The following is a 25,969-nucleotide window of genomic DNA, read 5'->3' on the forward strand; positions in this document are numbered from 1 at the left end:
TGCAGTTAACGTGCGCGGCAATAGTGAATGTGTTTATTGGCGGGAATAACAGGCTCGGTACACAGCGTGCGTCGTAAGCGATCAAATTCCGCGGTCCATTCAGTGAGCCATTGTTGTTTTGTGTCGGTGGGCATCCAGCTGGCTTCGATGCTGTTGATCAGCATTTGGCGCAGGCTGTCTAAATCAAACCCAAAGTCTTCCACCATCACGCGGTAGCAATTGGCACTGGTTGTGTCGTGAATGTGCCAGTCATCGGTACATGGGATGATATTGAGTCCTGCTTTGGCCATGGTACGAATAGGGTGGTTCTGCGCCCATTGCTCGTGTTCTGGCCATTGCTTGAAGTAATAGGTATTCGACGGAATGACCGTAAACGGGATCCCTTGCTCGGCATATCGCGCGGTCAGATCAGGGTTGTCGATAATGGTGTAGCCATGATCAATACGATCAACCTGGATCAATGCAATACCGGTTTCCACGTTGCGCCAGTGCAGGCCAAATTCTGAACAATGGGCGGTTAAGCGTAAATCATGCTGTTTGGCTAACGCGTAGGCTTTCCAAAAGTGCTCGACAGGCGCGTTATGTTCTTTGTAATCAATACCGATACCCAGCACATAAGGGTGCGGATAACGGATCATCGCATTGACCATCTCTACCGCGTCCTCTGGGGATTTTTCTCGGTTAATTGACGGGATCAAACGGATTACCAAGCCTAAACGTGCTTGTACATCGTCAATGGCGTGGGCGAGCGAGTTGGTGACCTCGGCATACGTCAATGATGTATCGCTTGGGTTCCAGAAAGTTTCGATGTAGCGCACACCGCAGGCATGGGCGTCCTCCGCCACTTCATGCAATACACGGGCGTAATCTTCCGGTTCGCGCATCAGTTGATACAAAAATGTCAGGGCTTCAATGCCGCCTTTAATAACGCCACCTACCTCTTGGTGGGCACGGTAGTAGCACTTTGCCTCATGCTCGGGCAGGTCGACGCCATATTTATGGGCAAAGGCCAGCATGGTTTCAAGACGCACACCGCCCAATAAGTGGTAGTGCAGATCTGCTTTGGGAAATTGGTGGTAAAACGCAGAAAGCGAAAGTGTATCGGGTGCCACAGTAACCTCTTTGACGCAACAATTTGCGCAAACGTTTGCTTTTGCGCGGAGTATCTACCTCAAATGGGGAAATGTGAAATGCAAATATCGATATGTCAGTGCCGAATCGGCACTGACCTGTCAGCTTATGACGTTTTAGGCAATGAAAGCGGTGATGCAGGGCGGTGCCAAGCGTGAGTGAGTTGCCACCCTTGTTGGATTTCCTGTTCTAACTGTTGCCAAAGTTGCTGTGCTGGATGACGCAACGGGGCGGAATTGCGATAAAGCCGAATCTGATAAGGAAAGCGGAAGTGATCGGGATCAATGGCGGTAAGTGTGCCTGCGGCGAGTTCATCGCGGATTTGCACATCCGGTAACCACGCTACCCCTTTGCCCCTCTGCGCCATGTCTTTATGTAACTGACACATGGAGCTTTCAAAAACAGGGTAGGTGTTAAGGGGCGCTAAACGGGGTTGATGCTGTTCGATTAAACGGGCGCTGTAGGAATCGGCGCTGTAACGGATCATCGGCGTGGCGTGATGAAGGGGATCAAAACACGCTGTGCCATCGTCTTGTGTGGCAGAGACAAGTAAGAAGTCGCCTTGACCAATACAGAGATTGGCAAAAGGGGGCTGGAGTAATGAATGAATTTCAAACCCGAGAAAAAAGTCACACTGGCCTTGGGTCAGTGAATCGACCGCGCAATCCACTCGTAGAATATCCACCGAGAAGGGCACGTGCTGGGTTTGATTAATGTGCTCGATCAGATCCAACAACGCCGGTGATGCTAAAGAGTGCGGACTGGCAATACGGATCGGGTTTAACAGAGGCTGTTCGATGCCATTAAGCATTTTTAAGCCGTCTTCCATTTGGGCAATCACATTCCTTGCTACCGTCCGAAATTGTCGTCCCGCCGGTGTTAAGCTGATTGGCGTGGTTGAACGATCAATTAACGGCTGGCCAATGGCTTTTTCCAGTGCGCGAATATGGCGACCAAATGCGGGTTGGGTGATATGTCTGGCTTCTGCAGCGCGAGAGAAATGCTGCAGTTCGGCCAGCATAAGGAAATCTTCCAGCCATTTTATATCTAGATTCATGATGCGACTCGTCACGCGGTAGTCAATGCGCAAAATAGTAGGATCAAAAAAGCACCGAAACGGTGCTTAGAACGGGGCTTTTTTGACGAAATCGGACTGACTTATATTCTACATTGCGGTCGCGGTGTTTTATAGCTTGGCAGTTGTTTGATTTCTGCTTTTAGATCATCGATGCGCGTATCGTGTGAAGGGTGCGTCGACATCAGTTCTGGTGGTTGGTTGCCACCAGAGGCTTGTGCCATATTGTGCCACAGGGCAATGCTGGCGTTCGGATCAAAACCGGCTTCCGCCATGATGCGTAAACCAATAATGTCAGATTCTGATTCTTGCGAGCGACCATAAGGCATCAAAATACCGTATTGTACCCCAAGGCCCAGCCCTGCCATTGCGGCGCCGTGATACTGGGTGCCGCTGGTGGCCAAGCTAGACAGCTCTAAACCCACATCGGTCATTTTGCTGCGTGAAAGGCGCTCGTTACTGTGCTGGGCAATCACGTGGCCGATTTCGTGGCCAATCACGGTCGCCAGTTGATCTTGATCTTTCGCCACGTTTAACAGGCCGGTATACACGCCGATCTTGCCGCCCGGCAAAGCAAAGGCATTAACCTGATCGCTGTTAAACACCACCACTTCCCATTGCTCATTGGCATGTTCGCCAGTCAGTTTGGCGGTCAGTGCGTTTGTCACACATTGCACATACTGATTGGTTTTTTTATCTGTATTGATTTTTTCTTGTTTTTTCAACGCATCAAAAGATTGCGCGCCCAATTGTGACATATCTTGCTGTGAATACAGCAACATTTGGCTGCGGCCGGTGGGTGAGCTGCTACAAGCCGTAAGGGCGAAAGTGGCCGCGATAAGGCTGGCAATGGCCAAAGGACGATTCATGCGTGACTCCTGTCAAAATATAATGCAATTCCAAGGTCGGAATTATACCTGCAAATGCCTATCTGAAATCTATCCCTAACGGATGGTAAACACGAGATTTCAAGGTTTTTAGTGCAATGTTGCGGCGCTGTTGACGATATTCACCTTGCCTATTGCACGATGTTAGGGAGAACAAGATAGCCAGATTGCTAATTGTGAGATAACTCAGTTCCTGTATGATCGTAAACAGAAATAATATTGGGGTAAACGCATGTCAATATGGAAAAAAACATTCAGCCTAGACAGCTTGAATAAAACGTCAGTGAACACCTTGGTGGAGCACCTTGGCATTGTCTATACCGTCTTTGATGACAACAGCCTGTCTGCCACCATGCCGGTTGAAGCACGAACACATCAACCCTTGGGCATGCTACATGGCGGGGCATCGGTCGTGCTGGCGGAGACGTTGGGATCGTTGGCGGCCAATATGTGTGTGTCTGACGGCTATTACTGTGTGGGGTTAGACATTAATGCCAACCATATTCGTGCTATGCGATCGGGGATGGTCATCGGGAAGGCCACCCCTACGCATTTGGGCGCCACAACACAAGTCTGGCAAATTGATATGACGGATGAACGGGGTCGAATGGTGTGCACCAGTCGATTAACCATTGCAGTAATGAAACAGAAAAAAGCGGTGAAGTAAGATGAATATTACGTTTTCTGAAGGGCGAGTGATTGCCAATCAACATGAGCTCGTGGTGCGATTGGACGGACAGGCACGCGCGACGTTACAAGCGATGGTGGATGACATTACCTTAATGGGGCGTGGCGCTAATGTGATTACCGCGATGGGGTCGGGGGTGAGCTGGTCGGTAAGACTGGATTCTGAAGAACAATTGCAGGCGGTGTCAGACGCCATTGGGATCGCGATTCAAGCATAATGCGAGAGAGGTCATCATATTATGGTGACCCTGTCACTTTGTAGCGATGACCTTATGTGTATAAAGCATAATATTAATTAGTTGTTGAGGGACTTATTATCAGCCTCAGCCACAGTTTTAAGCTGCTCCCATTCTCGTATTTAGACCACTCATTATTGATAACATCGTAGATACATTTGTTGGTGGCAATGATCCGCGCCAATTAACAAGTTTTTGTGAGATCCCTAACTCATTATTGACTTTTATGACCCAAATTCTGCCTCTGACAAGGTATGGTATAAAGGTAAAGTACCTCCAAATAAGTCGTGTTAATTCATGTATTTAATGGTTATTCCTTGGGGGAATTAAAAGTGTGAAATATAAGGAGTGCTGGTGAATAAGCAACAGCTAAAAAATATCGCTGAATTTGCCTATAAGACGATGTTCCGGCAAGCTCCAGATCTAAGTGACATTCAAGAAACCTTTTACGGTTGGGTTGTCTTCTTGGCCTCGAATAAGGGCCGTGTGGTGGTGAAGTTTTCTCGGGAAATAGGACGTCTGGCAAAAGAAGTGGAAGGGTTAGAGCGTCTTCGTCGCGCGTTGCCTTGTCCAGTACCTAAGGTGCTCTTTTTTGGCCGCGAAGAAGGCTACAACTACCTGATGATGGATTGGCTTGATGGCGTGTCAGCCCATAATTTGCCTCAGGATCAAAAAGCCGTGTCCGCATTTCGTGAGAGTTACCTTGAACTCTTACTGGCGCTGCATGATCACAACGCTGCCTCTGGCTTTGAAATTGGCCGCGAAAAGTATGCCCGCGATTTGCCTCGTGCGTTTGAAAGCTGGATGGGCCCCGTGTTCCGCTATGTGATGAGCAGCGGCTCTCCCTTTTCACAACCGTTGAAAGACGCGTACAGCCGAGCGTGGGAGATGAAAGACCGTATTTTATCAACCACCTCGCAGGAATCGTCTTTAGTGCATGATGATTGCCACGTCGGCAATGTGTTGTTTGATCCGAAAACCTATCAGGTGTCCGCCATTCTTGATCCTTGCGATGTGGGGTATAAGCATCGGGAAATGGATCTTTTTCACCTGTATGACGTGCGGCCAGATTTGCAACTGGCGGAATGTTACCAAGCGCACCATCGGCTGGATGACGGCTTTGCGATGCGACGTTGGTTCTTCAGTGTTTGGGATGATGCGAAACACAGCCGAAATATGGGTTGGTATGACGAAGCATGGCTACAGAGCAAATTTGACCACCTCCATCAGGCGTTAAACCACTAAGGCCTTTGATGGCATTCACATTTAGACATTACGATCACACATAAAAAATGCGCCGTTACAGGCGCATTTTTTTATGGGCAATATTTACTATCCTTAAACCAATACGTTACGGTTTTAGGGATGAATACAATGAAACGAAGTATTGCGTGTGGAATATTGGTGCTATTGGCGGGCTGTGCACAGCAGACCGCACAACGAACACCATCCCCTTCAGGCGCGGAACAAGAAACAGCGGGTACCCAGACAGGCGGCGGCATGGAAGGGAACGTACCGACGTCACCATCTGTCACGCCATTGCCGGAGCCAGTTGTTACCTTGCCGACAGAGCCTGTACCGTTGCCTGTCGTGGTTCAGCCGCCCGTTAAACCGCCTGTTACTCCCAAGCCTAAACCTGTACCTTTGCCTGTTGTGACCAAAAATCAGGACGGTAAATACATTTTGGGCCGTGAAGAGTGGGTGTGGCTGCCTGGTGCGAAAACCCACGTCAAAGCCGCTGTTGATAAAGACAAGACCCTGTCGAGCATTGGCGTCACCAACGTGAAAGCCTTTGAGCGAGATGGCAAAGAATGGGTTAAATTCAAAGCCGGTGATCAGCGAGTTGAATTACCGGTTGAGCGGTGGGTGAAACCCAAAAATGGCGGTAGCCGTGAAGCCGTAGTGAAATTGCGTGCCAAACTGGGGGAATTGAACGAGTTAACCGAATTTGTGCTGACGGCGGGTCAGGGCATTATTTTGGGGATCAATTTCATTCGCGATGTGGCGACCGTAGACAGTCAGCGCACGTTTGTGCAGCCCAAAACCAAGTAGTCGCCCTGTGCGGTAAAGCGGCTCAACTAAAAACACGGAAAAGGCGGCGAGGGGAATGACTACTCGCCGCCGTTTGTTTGTCTCGTTAAGCAACGATTATGGCGTTTCTAGCGTCACTTCGTAGCTGGAGAATTTGCGCACATTGATCACACCGGTATCGAAAATCAAATACTGACCTTTAATGCCGAGCAAAATACCTTCAACCACCGGTTCTTTGTCGAAGTTGTGTGAGGCAATTTTGGTCGGGTACTGCTGTACCGGATAGTGAATATCCACAACCTCGTTATCCAATCGCTCAATCGCATCATCACCAAACTCACTCAGTAGTTCCGTAATACGCGCTTCAATCGCGGGCAGTAGGCGAGCGGCTTCCGCTTTCAGATCGATATTGGCGTTATCGCCTTTCAACATGGCGCGCCAGTTGGTTTTATCCGCCACCATTTCGGCAAGGGCAATTTCAGTCAGGCCGGATAAATAGCGGGATTTCACTTTCAGGATAGCTAGCGCTTGTGTTGCCCCTTGATCGATCCAACGGGTTGGCAATTGTGTGTGGCGTGTAATGCCCACTTTCAAGCCTGAGGTGTTCGACAAGTACACGTAATGCGGCACCATGCAGTGGGTATCGCCCCATTCTGGTTCGCGGCACGTGCCTTTGGCGTAATGGCAGGTTTCCGGCTTCATGATACACATGTCACAACGTGCCAGCTTTTTCATGCACGGGAAACAGTGGCCTTGTGAATAGCTTTTCTTGGTTTTTTTCCCGCACGCATCGCAGAAAATATTGCCGGTAAAGGTCAGCTTCAGCGGATGAGCAATGTAGGGATTCAGGGCAACACGTTGGTCGCCAATCGGTAATTGGTACTCCACCACATCCCCGAGGTGGGAATGCATTTTACTTAACGTTCCTTGCATGACTTTGCTCATTATTGTGTGTTTTGTTAGATCATACCAGCCTCGCTGCGGTTGTGCTGCAAGAATCCGAGAATGGGCAATCAGATGCGGTGAAACTGTCCCAATACGTGCCATAAAACGCGGCATATCACATGGGGTAGGGTGTGTAGCGAATTGGTTATGTAAATGTTTGTAATATGCGACTGCACATTATTTACAATGATCGGTAACTTGTTATCATTTTGGCGAAATACCCACAGACACTTGAGTGGCATCACGCCGTGAAATAAGGGTGAGGGACGCCGTCAAGGGTGATAAAAGAATAGGGAAGTGAGCAATGAAAAAAGTACTAATGATTGCCGGTGTGTTGTTTGCCGCAGGGGTAACAGCCAGTCCGTTTGAAAAACCGACAGAGGCGGTCGAATACCGTCAAGCGGCATTTAGCATGATCGCCACGAACTTTGGTGACATGGCCAACATGGTGAAAGGGCGTAAAGACTGGGATCAAAACCAGTTCAGCCAGCGTGCACAGTTTATCGCGCAACTGGCTCAAATGCCGGAAGAAGCCTTCCAGTTTAAAGGGGCAGAGGCTGGGGATAACACCAAAGCGAAACCTGCCATTTGGTCTGATTGGGCGGGCTTTACAACCAAGTTGACAAAATTTCAAACCGACATGAACAACCTAGCGAAAGTCTCGATGGAAGGGGATGAACGCGCCACCAAGAAAGCCTTTGGTGTGGCCGCGAAGAACTGCAAATCTTGCCACAGTGATTATAAATACAAGTAATCATTGCATGGCGTCAAATGCGCAGAGCAGTGACTCATTACAGAAGCCGACGTGATTGTCGGCTTTTTCACGTCTGAAGGCTTTCGCGTTTCATAACGTGATAGATTACGCAGATGCGGAAAATATAGCGTGTGATGTGTAGAATAATTCTACAATTCATCTTTCTTGATTTTCATTAGTCGATTAATATCAATGTGTTAATGATAATATTGGCATGTGCCAACAGAGATGTGTGGAGCGGTAACGTAGCATCATTTCGTATATCATGTTGTTAGGTGAATTGAGGTAGCTTTGATTAAACAGGTATTCGGTCAGTTGTTGCTTGTATATTCGGGATTTTCATTCGCGGGCATTTGTTCATATCAATTGCAAGAAGAAGCAAATGTATTTGAAGTTAATTGCTCGTATGGTATTCCATATTGCTCGGTCACTGGGTATGTAACTCATCCCAAATTGTCCAAGGGTTACAATGGAATGGTCGCAAGCATAAATCTTGAATCCGATAAGTTTGAGAGTTCAAAAGCAATATTAAACATTCAAACTTATCGGAATGGAGCCCCTAAAGTATCAACTCCTGTGGGTTACTTTTCTGCACTGATGATTGCAGAACAAATGATGATGGGGGAGCGTGATAAAAGTTTATTGTACTTTGATGCATTTACTGGAAAGCCTACTTTACGTCCCGAGATGGTTTGTGAGTAATTCACCTAACAATACCATTAATTTGATGCTGGACTTGATCCGTTTTGTTGCGCATTTTTGGTCTGAAATTTGGCTGGTTTGGTAAGTGTGCCGTGGCACTAATTATGGCGGTGTTATATGCTTTTGCGAACTACTATCCTGAATGCGTAGAACAATTGACAATTGACCGTATTTATATGACATTGGTTGTATGAAATTTAATCTATTGCAACTCAATAAACGAATTATCATCATTCCTTAGGAATGGTGGGATTTTGATAGACTTTGGATAAATCGACCCCACCCTAGAAGGTGGGTTTTCTTTTTCTACCTTTTGGGAATTAACCTCTGAAAGGGATTTAAATGAAAAAGGTAGCTGTTTTTGGAAAGCCGGGTAGCGGGAAATCTACAGTAAGCAAATCATTAGCCTTAGCAAGCGGTTTACCGCTTCATCAACTAGATTCACTCGTTTACAAACCAAACGGTGAGTTTATAGCTCGAGAAGAATTTGACGTTGCACACAGTGCTATTCTGCGTTCAGAATCTTGGGTTATTGATGGTCTTGGACCCATCGGTGCTTTTAACGAGCGATTAGCGGCAGCAGACACTCTCGTTTACATCGATCTGCCATACTCGGTCAGCTACTGGTTTGTGACCAAGCGCCTTTTGAAAGGGCTCTTTGTAAAGCCAGAGGGGTGGCCTGATGGAAGTTCAATATTAAAAGGGACAGTGAATAGCTACAAGACACTTAAGTTGTGTCCTAAGTTCTGGAACGATGACTTCACCGCTACGCTAATTGAATACTCGAGTAGTAAAGATGTCTACATAATCAAAACAGTTTCTGAGTTGAATGACTTTGCTTTAGCGCACGCTAAATAACGACGATGGCGTCAATAGCGAATTTTTGGCGATGTTTTCATCCCATATGACGCCATTTCGAAGCATCGAATGCCGGATCACAACCATCTTCCTGCCACACGCTCCCATCTCGATGAGCGAGGGTGGTAGGTTTGCAAAAACGTTACAAGAACCTTAGAGCGCCCCCTGAGTTTTACGTTGTAAAGGCCGTTTTGTGGCTCAACATGTTGCCTGTCGTAGCTTCGCCATGGATACTGACACTCACTTGCGTTGAATTGCGTAATAAGATCAATGCTATAGATTAAAAGTGATAGGGGGCCTCCGAGGTTTTATTGAACCAGACTCATCAAGTGTAGCTGGGCCGGATGAGGGAGAGTCCATGTCATTCGTTATCACCACACGATAAAATGGAGTATTTATGATAGCAAGGGAATGGAAAGCAACTTGCCCTAAAGCATTCGAAGAAGGCTTTATCGCCTATTTATATGAAACTGGCATTAAAGATACGTCGGGTACCGCTGGCTTTCTTGGGGCACAAATTTTCAATCGAGACTTAGATGGCGATGCAGAAATTACGTTACTGACGTATTGGAAAGATCTTGAGTGTATCAAAGCATTTTCTGGCGAAGATATAAGTATTGCTAAATTGTATCCAGAAGATGAGAAGTATAAATTAAATCCCGATCGTCACGTTAACCATTATGAAGTCCGCGAAAACATGTGGTTATAGCAAACGACGATGGCATCTCATGCTTGGCGATTGTTCTTTCTTATTCGTTGAGTCAACTATTCGTGCCCTGCGTTATTCTGTTTTCCCGTAAATAGCTGTAACTCTTTATCATCCCATTCTTCATCATCAACCATTGGTTCGTCGTTCCCCTGCAATAAATTGACAGAGATCGCCATAGCGCAGTGATCAGGTCGAGAATATTCATAAATAGCGTCAATGACAGCGGGAGTTTAGACGAAAAGTCTGGATACTGGTTAAACAAAATCCCTCGTTTATCCAGGAGGCTGTAATGGCCGGTGCAATGACAGAAATGGCAATCTCCAGCTACCTCGGTTGGTTGTTAGTATTGCTCGCTTCATATCCGTTCATCCTTGTCGGTATCAGTATGTATTTCTACGATGAAGAACGGAAGCAAGCATTACGCTGGGTGAACGGCGTCAGTTTGGTGCTCGTTATCTTTTTACTTTGTATGCACATGCAGACGGAAATCATTTTCGGAAGAGAGCTGCTTGAAGCTTGGTATCAAGACCATCCAGAAGACAGGCCTTTGTAGCGGTTTTATGATTCCGACACTTTATTAGATGGTAAGATTTTCGCTTCATGGTGAAAAGGACTTAGCATGAAAAGAGTATCAGCACGCTATTATTGGCAGCAAGGTCACCATCAATAGTATGTTGGGCCATACCAATGGTATGGCGGCGGCTGATTAATTTGTCAGGCCTGATGGAATTGCATTGACGTCGTTGTGATCAAAATAAATACGCCACCACCTCTTTTGCCCAGTAGGTGTAAATCACATACCCGATCACCAAGAAAATGCCCCAGCCGATAATGCCGTTACGTAATTGTGGGGCAGGGAGGCCTTGTGACGGTTTTTTGCCATGAAGCATTGGGGTAATCAGGTTGTCTTTTTTAAGTAGATAGATGAGCACCGCAGCGACATGTAAGCCAATCGCCCCTAACAACACATCGAAGTTCAGTGCGTGAATACCGGTCATCAAACTGCTGGTGGCCCCGCTGACCATATAGGCTAGTGGGCCTTCTGAAATAATGTCGTCATTGGCAAAAAGTCCCGTTACCAATTGCGATAGCAATAACAACATGAAGAACAGCACCATGTAGGCACCTGCTGGGTTATGGCCGTGCTGGGTGGCGTTGTCAGGGCGCTGAAAATAGGCCAATACGGCGCGAGGAGGGCGAACAAATTGTTGGAACTGTGCGGTATCGCTACCAAATACGCCCCAGATGAGGCGGGTAAGCAACAACGCCATGAGGAAATAGGCGATAGAAAAATGCCAATCCATTAAGCCTTCCGTGCCGGTATACCACAGTCCTAATACCGACAACGCTTGTAGCCAATGGTATCCACGAATGAATCCATCCCAAATAGGTAATGTGGTGGTGGATGTTGCCATGATGCTCTCCTTGCGACATTGTGCTGCCCTATGACCTTGTATCGTCACGGCGAATGACAATTATTTTACTCATAAGTGACACATTGGCAGTATCTCATTTTCATTGATTTACATTTCACACTTGTTTTGATGGGTACTGATAAAAGAAAAGGGCCGATAATGGCCCTTTGTATGATGATGAAACCCCGCTGGATCAGCGGTTTTCAATACGGTTATAGTCTAACAAGCCCGCTTCAATGGGGTGATCACGATGATTAATCTCGTTCAGCTTGTCACTGAATGGCCAGAAGTCAGCAGCCGTACGTCGCACGCCGAAGGTATCTAGCAGCGCGCGATAATCTTGCTCACTCTTCACATGCTTCACCTGAACGGCCAGTAATGGCAATTGTGCTTCTTTCACCTGCCAAAATGCGCCTGGGTAGCTGCCAATTAAGCCACGTACCAGTGTGACGTCATCTTTTGCATACACACGGTTTGACTCTTCATCAAATAAGCTCGAAATATTTTTGTGGGCACTGTTACGCACCAACGTAAATAACTGAGGCTCCGTTGTGGCGTCGGTCGGTTCAACGATGATAAAGGTCAGCTCTGGGAATAAATGCGTATAAATGCCGTGTAGGCGATCAATATCCGTTAAAGCGGTGATCGCGTTGGCTGATAGTGGCGTTTCACGCAAGTCATAACGGTGCGGTGTGACAGGTGCCAGTTTGGTTTTTAGACGATTAAGTAATTCACGCTTTGGATCCGCGGTGGTGTACTTCACACCCGTCGGCTGATCAAACGCATTCACGTCGCCTTGCAAGAAATCACTGAGCTGCTGATTCGCGCCCTGATACCAATCGGCTAATTCCTGACGACGTACGTCAGTCGGTAGCAACGACAGGAAGTTGGATTCTCCTTCCATGCGCAGGAAGTCCATATACATGCGGGTAATTAACTGGTGGCCAAAGTTACCGTACACATCAAAACCAGCCACAAGCAGGTAGTGAATGCGTTCAAGCAACGAGTAATCAATCACCCACGCGGTTTTCGGTTGTGCACCGACCAAGCCTTTGGTAACCGTGGCGCTGTCAAAGTGGCGGAACACCGTCAAGCTGGCGTGTGGGTTAACGCCATTACCATCCCAAATTAAATCGGTGGTCAGGTGTTCGCCATGTTTGAAGGTGTCATCCAAAAACGCATTTTTTGCACGCAGGAAACGCCCTTGCTGTTTGGCGTAGTTGATCCAGTTATGGATAGGCAAGGTGTTGCTTTCTTTTTCTGCCGGTAAGCGCAGGTTGTGGGCTTGGGTTTGATAAAACGCATCCACACTGGGGGTATCCGACATGGCGGGATCAACAAAGAACACCCAGAAGCGATCATTAATGACGTTCAAGGCCAATTGACCACGACATACAGGCCCTTTGATAAAGCCCATGATGGTGTTCTGTGCGTTGTCGATCAGAAAACGGTAACGGCTGTTAACGGGCAGTTGGCTGAACGCTTCCATCGGGTTTGCGGCCAGTTCAGGCGCATAGCCCGGTAAGGCAGAAACGGTGTAAGTCGGTGTAAAAAACAGATCGGCATAGCGTGCCATTTTGGCCGCACTCAAGGCATAAGGCATATGCGTTTTATCAACAATGGTTTCACGCACTTGTTGGAAACGGTAATACACCCGATTGACACCGGGATCGTCAAACGGGCGGCGGGTGGCGATCACATCAATCGGAGTGCCGGGTGCAGTACGTGAGCGCACGAGGTTAAAGAAAACCGGCTTGGTGTGATCGGCAAAATACAGATGCGAGACAAATAAATGCTCGTAAATATAACGGCTGACAAGTTGCTGTTTTAACGTCTCGCCATTGAGGAAAGCTTCCCATTCATCAACCTGTTTCAGGATAGCTGCATCGGGGGCGGGCACGCTGGCCATAGGCGCACCAGCGGTCAGCCAGTTCATTAATGTGGTGTTTTCAGCATCACTGATTTGCGGTAAGCCATACGGCATCCCCCATTTCGGATAACTTTGCTCATACTGCGCCATTTCTTCAATGGTCGGGCATTGCTGATCACGGTCGAGCGAAAAGCCCCACTGTTCATGATCGAGCACCGTTTGATCTGGCAGCGGGTGCGATTGTTTTAATTGCAGTAAACGCGCCATCACGCCCGCTTGAGTATTGGCTTCTGGCGATTGTTCGCGTTCATTCAAAACGGCATTAAAGCCTTTTTCACGCCATTGAGCGGTATTTTGTGCATCAATGAACATGCGGGTGGTATTGGCGGCCAGCAAGCGAGTGCCTTCATACACTTTGGTTTTATTCGAGCCGCGATCGATGCCTTCTGCGGAAGACAGTTTGAGCTGGCACGGCGCATCGTAGCAAGCGTGGCAGACGACACAGCGGTTTTCCAAAATAGGTTTAACCTCTGTGAGGTAGTGATTGGCCAGCGGTGTTGCTGCGGGCACGATACGGTCTTGTGGTACCGCTTTGCCATAACGTTGATCGAAATTCAGGCCGGCGTACACGGCACATCCGGAAAAAACAAGCGTGAGCAAAACGAGGAAGAAGCGTTTACGGTGTATAAAAAATTGAGGCATGAAAAGGCTTTCTGTAACAAAGTGATGATGGAGAAAAGTATATACCCTGAAAGCGCGATGAGTCAGGGTGGGGCGGTTGGCGAGAGAGTATTTAGATGAAAAAACAGGGAGCGCGTGCTCCCTGTCTGGTATTACTTCTTGAAGATTTCCTGGAACTCACGCTTCATTGGTGGGTTCTGACGGGCTTTCTTCAGCTGCTTACACATGTCTTTCACACAGTTGTGTAGCACTTTGTCTAGCATGACTGCTTTGTAGTCAGTAAACTCTTCGTCTGACATATCAGAAGGTTTTTCTGTCTCTTGCATCTCACCTAGGAAATCGACACCTGAGTAGCTCTGGCTAAGTGCGATCAGCGCGTGGAACTGCTCGAAGTTGTCCAGTACGTTTTGCGCACTAGCCGGTAGTTGGTTCCATGCTTCGCGGGAAGTTGGCTCAGAAGCTTTGTACACGTTGATTAGCATGTCCTGCAGCTCAGCAGGTACTTCTTCATATTTAATCACATGGCTTAGCTCAGGAGAGCAATCTTCCAGTGTATATGTTACTTCTTCAACGATTTTTTCTTCTTTGTTTTCGATATCAGACATCGCTAATTCCTACAGCATGAATTGTTTAGGGTGGGAATCCTAAAGCCCTTTGAATAAATGTCAACAGTAACCGTACGTTGTATGTGTGACAAGCTCAGGCGTTGAACATACGGGTACTATAACCCGCATGTTAACGAATAATAGTCATGTAATGCGTAAACCTGTTAGCTTTATCACGTTAAAGGGGAGAGTTGATTGAAATTGATGAACAAAACTGGGTTCTCATCATACCTGTGCTATAAATACCCTATGGGAATGGCTAATATATCAATAGGATACCTACATGGAAGCGATGCGGATTTTACTGGTTGACGATGTCCACTTAGAACGCATGCAGTTAGCAATGCGTCTGCAGCGTTTAGGGCATACGGTTGAAGCAGTATCGTCGGGCAAAGAAGCGATCGACCGATACGCCTCTTTTGACCCTGATCTTTTATTGTTGGACATCAGTATGCCAGAGATGTCGGGCACTGAAACGGCAGAAAAAATTCGTCAGATCTATCCAGAATGGGTGCCGATCATCTTCCTTAGCGGACATGATGAACCAGAGATGATCGCAACGGCGATTGATATGGGCGGTGATGATTATCTAGTCAAACCCGTCAATAAGATTGTGCTTGCGGCCAAACTGAAAGCCATGCAGCGTATTGCCGATATGCGTCATCAACTCAAAGATGCCTCCAACAAATTGGAATCGGCCAACGAGAAATTATCCCAGCAAGTGAATGAAGATGGTTTGACCCGTATTGCCAACCGCCGACATTTGGATGCGAAGTTCAACGAATTTATCTCTTGGCACGGGCGAAATAATTTCCCGTTTACCGTGATCATGATAGATGTCGATCACTTTAAAACCTTCAATGACCATTATGGTCACTTAGAAGGGGATCGCTGTTTGCAACAAGTAGCGAAAGAACTGAAAATTCAATTCAGTCGAGCAGGGGAGCTGGTGGCTCGGTACGGCGGTGAAGAGTTTGTGGTGCTGCTGAGCAATTGCGACAAAACCCGTGCGGTGCGCGAATGTGAACGATTGAAAGATGCGATTAGCCAGTTGGATATTCCCCATTCACAGTCTTTAACGGCAGACAGTGTCACGGTCAGCCAAGGGATGGTGTCATGGGTACCCACCGGGCTAGAGACGGCTGAAAATATGTATGAAATCGTCGACAAGGTACTCTATAAAGCCAAAGCGCAAGGGCGTAACCGTTTTGTCGCGGCAGAATTTACCTAAGCATTGATGCAAAAAGGCAGAATAAATGGACTGGTATTCTCTGGTCCATTAATTTCCCCCCTATATACCACCACGCCACTTCCTGCGTCACCGCCTTTCTTATGCCGTGATCTTAGGCATAAAACACGGTAAAGCATTGCGATTTTTTTGATCTGGGTAACAAAAAAATTTTACTTCAGTGTCATTTGCTGAATTTACAACCAAATAACACACTTTGTGCTTGTTGTTACCCCCGACCATGCTAATCTCCCAGCGAGCCAGTGCGAATTCCACTGAACATATCTTGGTATAGACCCATGCCGCCTTTGTGGGCAGGGGTAGAGTAAAAGATGCAGGTTTATCCAGTTGAATTCGTATTGTATGAAAGAAGGGTGAGTGAAGATCATGGATATTAGCTTTTCACAAATTGAAGCGCGCGTGATGGGTTGTCTGCTTGAGAAAGAGGTGACAACCCCGGATCAATACCCGTTAACGTTGAATGCATTAACAACCGCATGTAACCAGAAGAGTAGTCGAGAGCCTGTGATGGCGCTGGATGAAGCGACGGTATTGGATACGGTTGAAGCATTGAAAGCGAAACGCTTTATTCAAGAGGTGACGGCAGGCTTTGGTAGTCGTGTCGCCAAATATCAACACCGTTTCTGTAATACAGAATTCAGTACGTTCCAGTTCTCTCCACAAGAAAAAGCGGCGCTTTGTGTCATGCTGCTACGTGGCGCGCAGACGGCAGGGGAAATCCGCACACGAACCAATCGCCTTTGCACGTTCAGTGACGTGAAAGAAGCGGAAACGGTAATGGATCACTTAGCTGACCATCCGAAAGGGCCTTTCTTGGTGAAATTGCCGAAAGAGCCAACGAAGCGTGATTGCCGTTACATGCACCTTTTCTGTGGTGAAGTGGATGTAGACGCGTTTCAGGTGGCCTCTGTCACAACAGCCCCTGCGGCGGCATCAGCGCATCTTGAGCGCATTGAGTCGCTAGAGCACGAGGTGGCAGAACTGAAACAAGAGATGGCGGAGCTAAAAGCGTTATTGGATTCACTAACGTCATAACCGTTTGGCGCATACGCTTATATATGTGCCTATACATGCGGCTATGCATGCATCAGTAATAATGAATCACCGAGCCCAGCGTTTGCTGGGCTTTTTTTATGTTGAGCTTGAATTCGCGGATAGGGTGTAATGACAGAACAAAAAACGGCTGAGAAGATTTCCCCGCCATGGTCGGTCTATTTAATTAGAACGGCGGCAAATCAGCTCTATTGCGGGGTGACAACCGATGTTGAACGCCGTTTCCGTGAACACCAGTCTACCCCACAGGGGGCCAAATTTCTTAAAGGCAAAGGGCCACTGAGCTTGGCATGGTCTGAGGAAATCGGTGACAAGCGTAAGGCAATGCAAGTGGAGTACCGGATCAAACAGCTACCGAAAAAGAAAAAAGAGCGGCTGGTGGCGAGGGAATGCACTGTTGCTGAATTGATCGATATTCAGGGGTAAGACATCGTTCAGGATGTTGCTTGCGTAGCGGATAACCGTGTGATTGTTGGTAATTTAATCAATTTGTTGTGGTGTAGATAGAAATATCAGACAGAGTACGAATTAGAATTTGAATGCGGAATAACTAGGACTTACACTCGGGCATCATATTTTCCCCATGGGTGGGGAGATGCATCAGCAAACGAGCAGGAAAGAACATCATGGCACTTAAAGCCACCATTTATAAAGCGCAATTTAACGTTGCTGATTTAGATCGTCACGTATACCTTGACCAATCGCATACGTTGGCATGCCACCCCTCTGAAACGCTGCAACGTTTGATGCTTCGCTTGGTGATGTGGGGCCTGAATGCCGATGAAGCATTGCAATTCACGAAAGGGTTGTGTGAAGCTGATGAACCGGCATTGTGGACGAAAAGCCTGACGGATGACATTGATCTGTGGATCGACCTGGGTCAGCCTGATGAAAAGCGCATTAAAAAAGCAGCACATAAAGCCAAGAAAGTGATCATTGCCACTTACGGCGATAATGCTGCGGCGATTTGGTGGAAGCAAAACAAGAGTAAAGTAACGCAGTTTGGTAACGTGTCAGTGGTGTTCTTTGATGATGAAACCTTGGCTATTCTTGAAACCATGGTTGAGCGTACCATGCAGCTGCAGTTGACCATTGAAGGTGAGCAAGGCTGGTTGAGTGCGGGTGATAAAAGCTGCACATTAACCCCTGAATGGTGGCACCGCTAAGCCTTATTTACAGGTCTTGGCGTGAAAATGCGCCCCGATCACGCGCTTGTCATTGAAAAGTCATTATTCGTGGTCAATCTAGGGTATATTCCTATTATGTATGGCAGCTTAGGCTGCCATTGAATTTTCGTGAATATACGCAAACAGGGAGTATTGCCATGTCTTCCCACATTCATGCCTTAGCCACTAAAGTATGGGATTACCACTTACTCAACCACACAATCACCCCCAGTGATTGTCTCTTTGTGCTGTGCAGCAATGACATTCGTGTCGCCGAACATGCTGCAAGACTCTATCTTGACGGCTACGCGCCGTATATCGTGATGTCAGGTGGTGCCGGCGTATTAACTGCGGGACTGTTTGAACGTTCAGAGGCCGAAGCCTTTGCGGCCATTGCAATCGACATGGGCGTGCCTGAAGACGCTATTCTCATTGAACCGCATTCCACCAATACCGGCGAAAATATTCAATTTACCCAAGCATTGTTAGCGATGAAGGGGTTAGATCCGCAGCGTTTTATCTTGGTTCAAAAGCCCTTTATGGAGCGCAGAACCTACGCCACGTTTATGCAGGTATGGCCGGGTAAAACCGTGACTGTCAGTTCACCGCCGATCCGTTTTGATAACTACCCGAATGAACTCTTGTCGTATAGCGATGTGATCAATGTGATGCTGGGGGATTTGCAGCGGATAAAAGTGTACCCGTCTTACGGTTTTGCGATTGAGCAGACAATACCCGAGGATGTGTGGCAGGCATTTGAAGCCTTGGTGGCATTAGGTTTTCACGAGCATTTATTGCTGGATGATCCGATCAGAAAGACAGGTTGATTCCCTAAATACCGATACATGAAAAAATCTGCTTGGTTGTGTAAAGAGACGTTGAGGCGAAGACGAGAGCGTTGACGTGAAGCAAACGGATTGACGCTAAGTGGAAGTGAAGAGAAAACGATTGAAAGGTTGGGTAGCCCGAGAGGCTACCCAAGTGCACCTTATTTCTTACGGCAGTATTCTGCAATAATAAACATGGTCTGACCGTCTACTTTACCCTGAACGTGTTTAGGGTCGTTAGTCAGGTTGATACCGCGTACCGCAGTACCTTGTTTGATCACCATGCTAGAGCCTTTAACTGGCAGATCTTTGATGATAGTGACGTCGTCACCTTTCTTCAGTTCAACGCCGTTAACATCGCGTGGCTTGTCTTCGTCAGCCAATAGGCCTTTTTCAGCCCACTCAACTTTGTCTTCTTCCATGTACATCATATCAAGCAGATCTTGTGCCCATGTTTCAGAAGAAAGACGTTTAAGCATACGGTAAGCCATTACTTGTACAGCAGGCTCTTGGCTCCACATGCTGTCGTTTAGGCAACGCCAGTGGTTTTGATCTAGCGTATCAGCATCTTCGATTTCAGTATGGCAAGTACCGCATAGCATCACACAGCTACCGGCTGTTTTGTCTGGAGATGCCGGTACTTCATAGACACTTAGGTTATCTTCAGATGCACATAGTTCACATTTTGCGCCTGAACGCTGCTTAACGATTGATTCAATACTCATGGGATTAGTCCGTAGAAGTGTAATGGTGAATTTACCATACAGGTAACTGTTCGGTTTATATTATGCCACCAAATCCTCAGAAGGGAAGGAATCCAGATCAAGATCACAATATTCAACGCTGTAGTGTATGAAATTCACACGAAAATGCAGATGTACAATATCTGCATAGTAAAAGGTCGTATTCCGTTATTTTAACGCTAAAATGACCGTCTTCTGCGAGAATTGTTGAAATATTAAGGACAATAATGAAAAAGGCGATAATTTTACTGTCTGCACTGGCTATTTTAGGCTGTGAAGATGAAGACGTAAAAGCGACGATAGAAGGCAATACCCGTGTTTTTGCTGTCGATGGCTTTAAGCTTCAAATTGATGGATTTACCCACTATTACACGATAGAAGAAGCAAAAGAGAATAGCTTATTTGATATTCTTGAACGACTACCTGAGGGGGATGTCAATGGTCTCAGCAACCTTGGTATTAAAGAAGAAAAGCAATGTGGCTATATTGATGCCAGCGAAAGAACCTGCTTTTTATCGGGCGACAGCAGCACGTGCTTGCCAAATACCGTAAAAATGCTTGGTGTTGAAATTTATACCATTGATATGGAAAATATTGATGAAGCGGCACAGTTAGGCTTTTATCCAACGATTGCTTCCCATTTGGGTGGGAAATATGTGGATTTTGATATTACCACCAGTCACTGTCCAATTACGGGTAACGAAGTGAATTAAGTGTGCCGTCATGTTGTTGTCAGCCCCGCTGAACAATAGTGTGATCTCAAACACGGAATGATTGCGAAGGCGCTATATTCGGCGTTTACGACGCTGTGTTCACTCGCATAAATGGGTTTTATACCTTTTCATCGCCTTGTGCACTGATACGCTCCCAAAAACAAATGGATTTTGGAGTATTCAGGCATGAAAAAGGCTTTTCTGGCATTGGCAACCGCGATGTGTTTCTCGTCGATGGCGGCAAACGCATCAAACATCACCCCGTATGTGGTCGGTGGTGATCCCGTTACTGATATCGGTACCCAAAGCTGGATGGCTTCATTGCGTGTGGTACCCGCAGATAATGCACACAACTGTGGTGCTTCTGTCATTGCTGACAATTGGCTAGTCACTGCCGCCCACTGTGTGGTTACCGCGGGTTCGACGGGTAAATACTTCGTTATCCAACCCCATAACCTGAATGTGGCCGTTGGCTCTCCGACGCTCAGTCTACCCTCTATCAGCAATTTGTATTCGGTGTCTCATGTGGTTGTGCACCCTGATTACGCCCCAGATGGTGAGATTGAACAAGACTACAACGGGGAGATTACGGTTAAAAGAACCGGGCTATACAGCGATATTGCGCTGTTGCGCGTTCACCGTGCGTTTCCGGCTGACAGTGTGACACCGATTACCCTCGCGACCTCTGAGGTGGCCGATGAAATTGACGCACGTTTATCCGCAGAATGGGATGCCGCTAACCGTGTGAAAAATACGTCGGTATCAGGGTGGGGTGCAGTCGATGTTGGTGGCTCTGAAATACCCAACCGATTACAAACCGCCGAGTTAACACATCTTCCTATTGCAGATTGCTTCGAGTTGATTGAGAAAGGCAATACCGTTCATGGCATTATCGAAAGCCCGTTTGATGTCACGAAGATTTGTAGCATTTCACCAGAAATTCGCGATGACATTGTTATCGTCGAACCGGATCCTGAAACTGACGAAGACGGCAACCCGGTTGACAAAGATCCGATTTATACCGGTGATTACGGTGCTGACTCTTGTAAAGGGGATAGTGGCGGTCCGTTACGTGCGCAAGATGCCAATGGCAATTGGGTTCAGATTGGTATCGTCAGTGGCGGTGTCGTGGGTACACCGATTTGTGGTTCAGTGTCCCGTCCGTCATTCTATACCCGTGTCGGTACATACAATGCGTGGGTACAAAAGACAATTGCAAATGTCCCGAGCAGTCCGATAACAGAACCGAATTTTATCGCCGATGATAAAACGAATCAGTGTAACCCGAATTCAGACGGTGTTAGCCACACAAATTGTGACATGATCCAGAATTCAGGATCGGGTGGTGGCATTGGTGCAGGTTTACTTTCATTGTTGGCGCTCGGCTGGCTTCGCCGTAAAGCGTGAACATGAGCTTCACTGTGGTCGAATGCTGACAGCGTGCTGATGACATAGACCTTACTGTCGCACATAAAAGCCGCACATAAAAAATGCCACCGGTTAACAGGTGGCATTTTTGTTTGTCACAAAAGCTTGTGGCTTACGAAAACCGGATTAACGGATTCAGCTATTAACTGATTAACGACGGAACGTTACCGCTTCGGCCGCGTCACCCAAATGGATTTGGGTCGTTGCAGGTTGTGTTTCAGCAATCACTTTACCGTGACGGATAGAGTAACGCACAGGCACCTGACGGCGAACCGCATCAAAGCCATTTTCTGCCGGTAGAATGATCAGGTTACCTGGCTTACCAGCATCAATGCCGTAGCGGTCTTGAATATTCAGGGTGCGTGCTGACTTTGTGCTGATCAAATCCAAGCCATTGTTGATTTGGTCGTAGCCCATGATCTGACACACATGCAGACCCATATGCAGCACTTGAAGCATGTTGGCCGTGCCGAGTGGGTACCATGGGTCAAAGACATCATCATGGCCGAAACACACGTTAATGTCGGCGGCCAGCATCTCTTTCACGCGTGTGATACCACGACGCTTCGGGTAATCATCGAAACGGCCTTGCAGGTGAATGTTCACCAGCGGGTTGGCCACAAAGCTGATCCCTGACATTTTCAACAGACGGAACAGGCGAGAGGCATAAGCGCCATTGTACGAGTGCATCGCCGTGGTGTGGCTTGCAGTGACCTTGTCGCCCATGTTGTATTTGTGTGCCAGTGCGGCAACGGTTTCAACAAAGCGCGACTGTTCGTCATCGATTTCATCGCAGTGTACGTCGATCAGACGGTCGTACTTGCGTGCCAATTCAAACGCGTAATGCAGTGATTCTACGCCGTATTCGCGGGTAAATTCAAAGTGCGGAATCGCACCGATCACATCGGCGCCAAGCTTAACGGCTTCTTCCAGCAGTTCTTTACCGTTTGGGTAAGACAAGATCCCTTCTTGTGGGAAGGCCACAATTTGGATGTCTACCCATTGCTTCATCTCTTCTTTCACTTCCAGCATGGCTTTCAGCGCAATCAGCGTCGGGTCAGACACATCGACGTGGGTACGAACATGCTGTACACCGTTGGCAATTTGCCATTTGAGTGTTTGCTTGGCGCGCTGCTTCACATCGTCAATGGACAGCATGGATTTACGCTCTGCCCAGCGTTCGATGCCTTCAAACAGCGTGCCTGAAATATTCCAGTTTGGCTCACCGGCCGTTTGGGTGGTATCCAGATGAATATGTGGCTCACAGAACGGCGCAATGGCCATGCCGCCTTCGCCATCCAGTACATTACCGTTATGTGCTAATGCTTCATCCATTGTCGCAATAGTCTTAAAGACACCGTCTTCAATGAGGATTTGATGCAGGCCATCCTTGCCGCGCAGCGTGACATTTTGAATCAGAGTAGTTGAGGTTTGCATCGTTTTTTGTCCTTTATGCGTGAGTCGCACATGTTTTTTTCGTTGTTGTTTGAGCGGCTTTACGGTTTAACAGTGGGTCTAAAATCAGGAAGCTGATTGCGCCACCCAGTACGGCATTCACAGGGACAATACCTGGCAGTAGGTGGCCAGCTGCCACACCGATGGCGACACCGATAATAGCGGCCCAGTTGACGGTTTTAAATTCAGCGTTAGCGAAATCTTTGTAACGATGACGGTTTTTCACGAAATCTGCAATGATGATACCGCCAATAGGAGGAATTGCCGCCGAAAGGAATGTTAACCAGCCGACAAAGTTATTGTAAAGCCAAACCGCACACAGGGTACCAATCACACCATTGATCATGGCGAGGTGCTTACTCGGTAAGCCGGTGATATTGGAAAACCCTAACCCAGAGGCGTAAAGCGCGTTGTCGTTGGTTGTCCAAATATTCAGGCCAAGCACAATGATGGCAGGGATAAGCAGGCCTTGCGCGATCATCACTTCTGAAATGTCTGATTGGCCCGTCACGGCGGCACCGGCCGCACCAAAGATAAACATCAGAGAGTTACCGAGGAAGAAAGCAATCATGGTCACCATGACGGCACTCATTGGCTTTTTGCCAAAGCGAACGAAATCAGCAGTGAGTGTGCCAGCAGAAATGAAGGAGCCAACAACAAGGGCGAGTGCGGTAGAGAAGTCGAGCGGTTGTTCAGGGGTGAGAGCTTGAAGGTTTTCAATGCCCCCGATGTTGTTAATGGCTTCAAAGACGGAGAAACCACCCAGCAGGGCAATCGCTGGAACGGCAATGGCTGACAAAATCATCAGAGCGGCAATGCCAAAGTAAACGGTGACGGTCATTAAGAGACCGGAAACAAGAATAAGAACAGTGGTGTCAATGCCAGTGGCTTTATGCACCGGGATGGCAAACATTGCAACCCCAACACCGAACCAACCCACTTGTGTGCCGCCTAACAGCAGAGAGGGTAACCAGGAGCCTTTGGCACCAAAAGAGAAACGAGCAAGAAGATGAGTAGAAAGACCAGAAGAGGCGCCGATGTATCCAAGAAAAGAAGTATAGATACCGAGAATGAGGTTACCAATAAGCACAGCGAGGAAGAAATCATCATAGGAGAGACCGGTTCCCAATGTCCCCCCTGTCCACATACTGGCAGAAAAGAAGGTTAACCCCAACATCACCATGGTAAGGGAAATCACACCTTTTCGTGCCGACTGTGGCACAGGCCCCAAACTGTAGTTGTTATCACCAGCCATTGTATACCTCTTGCGTTATAAGTATCTGTCCTTTTATACCTACCGAGTAGGTAAACGGCGCGTATTCTATTTTAATGGTTTTAGATGTCAATGATGATTTTCGTCTTAGGTGTACCTTTGTTGGTGTGTTTTGTTTTTATTCTCTAATAATCAGTGGCTTGAGTTATGATTTTTTTATTTATAATCACAGGTAAACGTTTGTATCGTGCAGTTTGTGGATGCAATTATGTGCATTTACGCCTTACTGGTTATGCAAGTGTGTTTATGTGCCAAAAATGGTGTTTATGTATTTTTGATTTTGATGGATAACGTTTGCTTTTCGTCGTTATGATGATAAATCAATATTTCCGTATATTATATGCATTCAAAGCACAGGTTAGGTGTTAAAATTAGGGGGTAGGCGTGATATTTGTATTTAGTTCGCTGTTTTAAGCTGTTTCGCTTGGCAGAATTGTTCGTTTTATGTGCGCGTTAAACGATGGTGGGGCTGAGCTCAAAAAGGCAAGCGATCGACCGGAGTGAGTGGCTGCTAGATTGTGGATAACTTTGTTATCCACAGAAGCTGTGAGTAACTCTGTGGGAAATGCCTGAAGCCTAATCCCCGTGCCGCTTTTGCTAAAGTCAAGATTTATGAGTGGCAAAAGACATGTAAATTCAATGATCTTGATGCAGGATAATTTACACAAATGAAACGCAATACGGTTAAAAGTTGGCGAGAAAATTGCCATGAAGAGCGGATATTTTACTTGCCTGTGTGCCGTTTACCCTGAATAATCCACATTGTAATGATAATGATTTTTATTAGTGTGAATTTGTGTCAAAAATACTCGTAATTGATGATGATGTTGTATTGTGCGAATTGCTTGATGAAGTATTAAGTGAAGAAGGGCATGACGTACATTATGCACATTGTGGTGAGTCAGGCTTAGCGTATTTACATGCGCATGCTGTTGATCTCGTCTTATTGGATGTCATGTTGCCAAAGGCGGATGGCATGGAAGTCGCACGTCAAATTTGCGAATGTTTTGCCACGCCGATCATCATGCTGACGGCATTGAATGATGAAACGACGCTTTTGAATGGTTTGCAGGCGGGGGCGGATCATTTTATGCCTAAGCCATTTCGTGTTCCGGAACTACTGGCACGTATGACAGCCATGATGCGACGAGTGGGCTTAGAACGTCAACGCAGTAGTGCGGGATACTCTGCGTCAGTGGTGATTGACCAGTTACTAAAGCTACCGCTTACCGGTACCGAGTGTGAATTATTGGAGTACTTGGTGAAGAATAACGGTATGGTTATTTCAAAAGCGGAACTGCAAAAAGTGGTCTTAAAGAAAGACTTAAGTCCATTTGATCGTAACTTGGATATGCATATCAGCAACATTCGCCGAAAAATGACCCAATCAGGTTTGTCGAAGCAGCATATAAAGACGGTGCGGGGAAAGGGGTACAGTTTTCTTGAAACCGTTGGCCATTTGGCCTAAACGCAGGA

Annotated in this window: 27 protein-coding genes; 17 read left to right on the forward strand and 10 right to left on the reverse strand. The window is 47.1% G+C overall.

All coding sequences use genetic code 11. The features are described 5' to 3' along the window. Positions 1-5: 5 nt before the first annotated feature. From ACSF8W_RS07545 to ACSF8W_RS07555, 3 genes are all read right to left on the reverse strand, one after another. Complete coding sequence (locus tag ACSF8W_RS07545) at positions 6-1,112, reverse strand: adenosine deaminase family protein (protein ID WP_500846384.1); 1,107 nt, start codon at positions 1,110-1,112, stop codon at positions 6-8. Positions 1,113-1,237: 125 nt separating this feature from the next. Continuing rightward, positions 1,238-2,188: a LysR family transcriptional regulator gene (locus ACSF8W_RS07550; RefSeq protein ID WP_500846386.1), complete on the reverse strand. Its 951-nt coding sequence runs from the start codon at positions 2,186-2,188 to the stop codon at positions 1,238-1,240. 101 nt (positions 2,189-2,289) lie between these two features. Beyond that, complete coding sequence (locus ACSF8W_RS07555; RefSeq protein ID WP_500846388.1) at positions 2,290-3,075, reverse strand: M48 family metallopeptidase; 786 nt, start codon at positions 3,073-3,075, stop codon at positions 2,290-2,292. 250 nt (positions 3,076-3,325) lie between these two features. On the opposite strand from ACSF8W_RS07555, the gene ACSF8W_RS07560 reads away from it, so the two are divergent. The 4 genes from ACSF8W_RS07560 (at position 3,326) to ACSF8W_RS07575 (ending at position 6,068) form a co-directional block, all read left to right on the forward strand. Further along, a complete protein-coding gene (locus ACSF8W_RS07560) occupies positions 3,326-3,760 on the forward strand; it encodes a hotdog fold thioesterase (protein WP_500846389.1) in 435 nt (144 codons plus the stop codon). A gap of 1 nt (position 3,761) precedes the next feature. After that, entirely contained in the window at positions 3,762-3,998 is a 237-nt protein-coding gene (locus ACSF8W_RS07565; protein ID WP_500846390.1) for a DUF3389 domain-containing protein, read from the forward strand. A gap of 372 nt (positions 3,999-4,370) precedes the next feature. Further along, positions 4,371-5,261: a phosphotransferase gene (locus ACSF8W_RS07570; protein ID WP_500846392.1), complete on the forward strand. Its 891-nt coding sequence runs from the start codon at positions 4,371-4,373 to the stop codon at positions 5,259-5,261. Between the two features lie 129 nt (positions 5,262-5,390). Then, on the forward strand, positions 5,391-6,068 hold the full coding sequence (locus ACSF8W_RS07575) for a putative ATP-dependent zinc protease (RefSeq protein ID WP_500846393.1): 678 nt from the start codon (positions 5,391-5,393) through the stop codon (positions 6,066-6,068). A gap of 96 nt (positions 6,069-6,164) precedes the next feature. On the opposite strand, the gene ACSF8W_RS07580 is transcribed toward ACSF8W_RS07575, so the two are convergent. Further along, the gene (locus ACSF8W_RS07580) at positions 6,165-6,992 is read right to left on the reverse strand and encodes a DUF2797 domain-containing protein (RefSeq protein ID WP_500846395.1); all 828 of its coding nucleotides are present in this window, start codon (positions 6,990-6,992) and stop codon (positions 6,165-6,167) included. 304 nt (positions 6,993-7,296) lie between these two features. On the opposite strand from ACSF8W_RS07580, the gene ACSF8W_RS07585 reads away from it, so the two are divergent. From ACSF8W_RS07585 to ACSF8W_RS07605, 5 genes are all read left to right on the forward strand, one after another. Next, positions 7,297-7,746 carry a c-type cytochrome gene (locus ACSF8W_RS07585; RefSeq protein ID WP_500846397.1) on the forward strand — a complete coding sequence of 150 codons (450 nt, stop codon included), beginning with the start codon at positions 7,297-7,299 and terminating at the stop codon, positions 7,744-7,746. Between the two features lie 291 nt (positions 7,747-8,037). Continuing rightward, a complete protein-coding gene (locus tag ACSF8W_RS07590; protein ID WP_500846399.1) occupies positions 8,038-8,448 on the forward strand; it encodes a hypothetical protein in 411 nt (136 codons plus the stop codon). 342 nt (positions 8,449-8,790) lie between these two features. Further along, positions 8,791-9,306 carry a P-loop NTPase family protein gene (locus tag ACSF8W_RS07595; protein ID WP_500846401.1) on the forward strand — a complete coding sequence of 172 codons (516 nt, stop codon included), beginning with the start codon at positions 8,791-8,793 and terminating at the stop codon, positions 9,304-9,306. A 397-nt stretch (positions 9,307-9,703) separates the two neighbouring features. Beyond that, the gene (locus ACSF8W_RS07600; protein ID WP_500846402.1) at positions 9,704-10,015 is read left to right on the forward strand and encodes an antibiotic biosynthesis monooxygenase family protein; all 312 of its coding nucleotides are present in this window, start codon (positions 9,704-9,706) and stop codon (positions 10,013-10,015) included. A 301-nt stretch (positions 10,016-10,316) separates the two neighbouring features. Next, the gene (locus ACSF8W_RS07605) at positions 10,317-10,568 is read left to right on the forward strand and encodes a hypothetical protein (protein WP_500846705.1); all 252 of its coding nucleotides are present in this window, start codon (positions 10,317-10,319) and stop codon (positions 10,566-10,568) included. A 196-nt stretch (positions 10,569-10,764) separates the two neighbouring features. Here the strand turns inward: ACSF8W_RS07605 and ACSF8W_RS07610 are convergent, their stop codons facing one another. The 3 genes from ACSF8W_RS07610 to ACSF8W_RS07620 all read right to left on the reverse strand — a co-directional run bounded on the left by ACSF8W_RS07610 (position 10,765) and on the right by ACSF8W_RS07620 (position 14,586). Beyond that, positions 10,765-11,430 (reverse strand): cytochrome b/b6 domain-containing protein, encoded by a 666-nt coding sequence (locus ACSF8W_RS07610; protein ID WP_500846404.1) that lies wholly within the window; start codon positions 11,428-11,430, stop codon positions 10,765-10,767. Positions 11,431-11,623: 193 nt separating this feature from the next. Further along, positions 11,624-13,987, reverse strand: coding sequence for a fatty acid cis/trans isomerase (locus ACSF8W_RS07615; RefSeq protein ID WP_500846707.1), 2,364 nt, complete (start codon positions 13,985-13,987; stop codon positions 11,624-11,626). A 146-nt stretch (positions 13,988-14,133) separates the two neighbouring features. After that, positions 14,134-14,586, reverse strand: a complete 453-nt coding sequence (locus ACSF8W_RS07620; RefSeq protein ID WP_500846406.1) for a DUF3069 domain-containing protein — start codon at positions 14,584-14,586, stop codon at positions 14,134-14,136. A 283-nt stretch (positions 14,587-14,869) separates the two neighbouring features. Here ACSF8W_RS07620 and ACSF8W_RS07625 point away from each other — a divergent pair, with 283 nt between their 5' ends. The 5 genes from ACSF8W_RS07625 (at position 14,870) to ACSF8W_RS07645 (ending at position 18,881) form a co-directional block, all read left to right on the forward strand. Continuing rightward, positions 14,870-15,817: a GGDEF domain-containing response regulator gene (locus tag ACSF8W_RS07625; RefSeq protein WP_500846408.1), complete on the forward strand. Its 948-nt coding sequence runs from the start codon at positions 14,870-14,872 to the stop codon at positions 15,815-15,817. A 384-nt stretch (positions 15,818-16,201) separates the two neighbouring features. Then, on the forward strand, positions 16,202-16,870 hold the full coding sequence (locus tag ACSF8W_RS07630; RefSeq protein WP_500846410.1) for a YceH family protein: 669 nt from the start codon (positions 16,202-16,204) through the stop codon (positions 16,868-16,870). Positions 16,871-16,999: 129 nt separating this feature from the next. Then, positions 17,000-17,314, forward strand: a complete 315-nt coding sequence (locus tag ACSF8W_RS07635; RefSeq protein WP_500846411.1) for a GIY-YIG nuclease family protein — start codon at positions 17,000-17,002, stop codon at positions 17,312-17,314. 200 nt (positions 17,315-17,514) lie between these two features. Continuing rightward, positions 17,515-18,054, forward strand: a complete 540-nt coding sequence (locus ACSF8W_RS07640) for a YaeQ family protein (protein WP_500846412.1) — start codon at positions 17,515-17,517, stop codon at positions 18,052-18,054. A gap of 158 nt (positions 18,055-18,212) precedes the next feature. Then, positions 18,213-18,881, forward strand: a complete 669-nt coding sequence (locus ACSF8W_RS07645; RefSeq protein ID WP_500846414.1) for a YdcF family protein — start codon at positions 18,213-18,215, stop codon at positions 18,879-18,881. Between the two features lie 161 nt (positions 18,882-19,042). Here ACSF8W_RS07645 and ACSF8W_RS07650 read toward each other — a convergent pair whose 3' ends face one another. Beyond that, complete coding sequence (locus ACSF8W_RS07650; RefSeq protein ID WP_500846416.1) at positions 19,043-19,606, reverse strand: PhnA domain-containing protein; 564 nt, start codon at positions 19,604-19,606, stop codon at positions 19,043-19,045. A 245-nt stretch (positions 19,607-19,851) separates the two neighbouring features. On the opposite strand from ACSF8W_RS07650, the gene ACSF8W_RS07655 reads away from it, so the two are divergent. Next, positions 19,852-20,337: a hypothetical protein gene (locus tag ACSF8W_RS07655; RefSeq protein ID WP_500846418.1), complete on the forward strand. Its 486-nt coding sequence runs from the start codon at positions 19,852-19,854 to the stop codon at positions 20,335-20,337. 186 nt (positions 20,338-20,523) lie between these two features. Beyond that, a complete protein-coding gene (locus tag ACSF8W_RS07660) occupies positions 20,524-21,744 on the forward strand; it encodes a S1 family peptidase (protein ID WP_500846419.1) in 1,221 nt (406 codons plus the stop codon). 171 nt (positions 21,745-21,915) lie between these two features. Here ACSF8W_RS07660 and ACSF8W_RS07665 read toward each other — a convergent pair whose 3' ends face one another. Both ACSF8W_RS07665 and codB read right to left on the reverse strand, forming a co-directional pair. After that, positions 21,916-23,202 carry a cytosine deaminase gene (locus tag ACSF8W_RS07665; RefSeq protein ID WP_500846421.1) on the reverse strand — a complete coding sequence of 429 codons (1,287 nt, stop codon included), beginning with the start codon at positions 23,200-23,202 and terminating at the stop codon, positions 21,916-21,918. 13 nt (positions 23,203-23,215) lie between these two features. Then, the gene (codB, locus tag ACSF8W_RS07670) at positions 23,216-24,475 is read right to left on the reverse strand and encodes a cytosine permease (RefSeq protein ID WP_500846423.1); all 1,260 of its coding nucleotides are present in this window, start codon (positions 24,473-24,475) and stop codon (positions 23,216-23,218) included. Positions 24,476-25,289: 814 nt separating this feature from the next. Between codB and ACSF8W_RS07675 the strand changes: the two genes are divergently transcribed. Continuing rightward, complete coding sequence (locus ACSF8W_RS07675) at positions 25,290-25,961, forward strand: response regulator transcription factor (protein ID WP_500846424.1); 672 nt, start codon at positions 25,290-25,292, stop codon at positions 25,959-25,961. Positions 25,962-25,969 lie beyond the last annotated feature (8 nt).

Source organism: Photobacterium sp. 270122K (assembly GCF_059941365.1).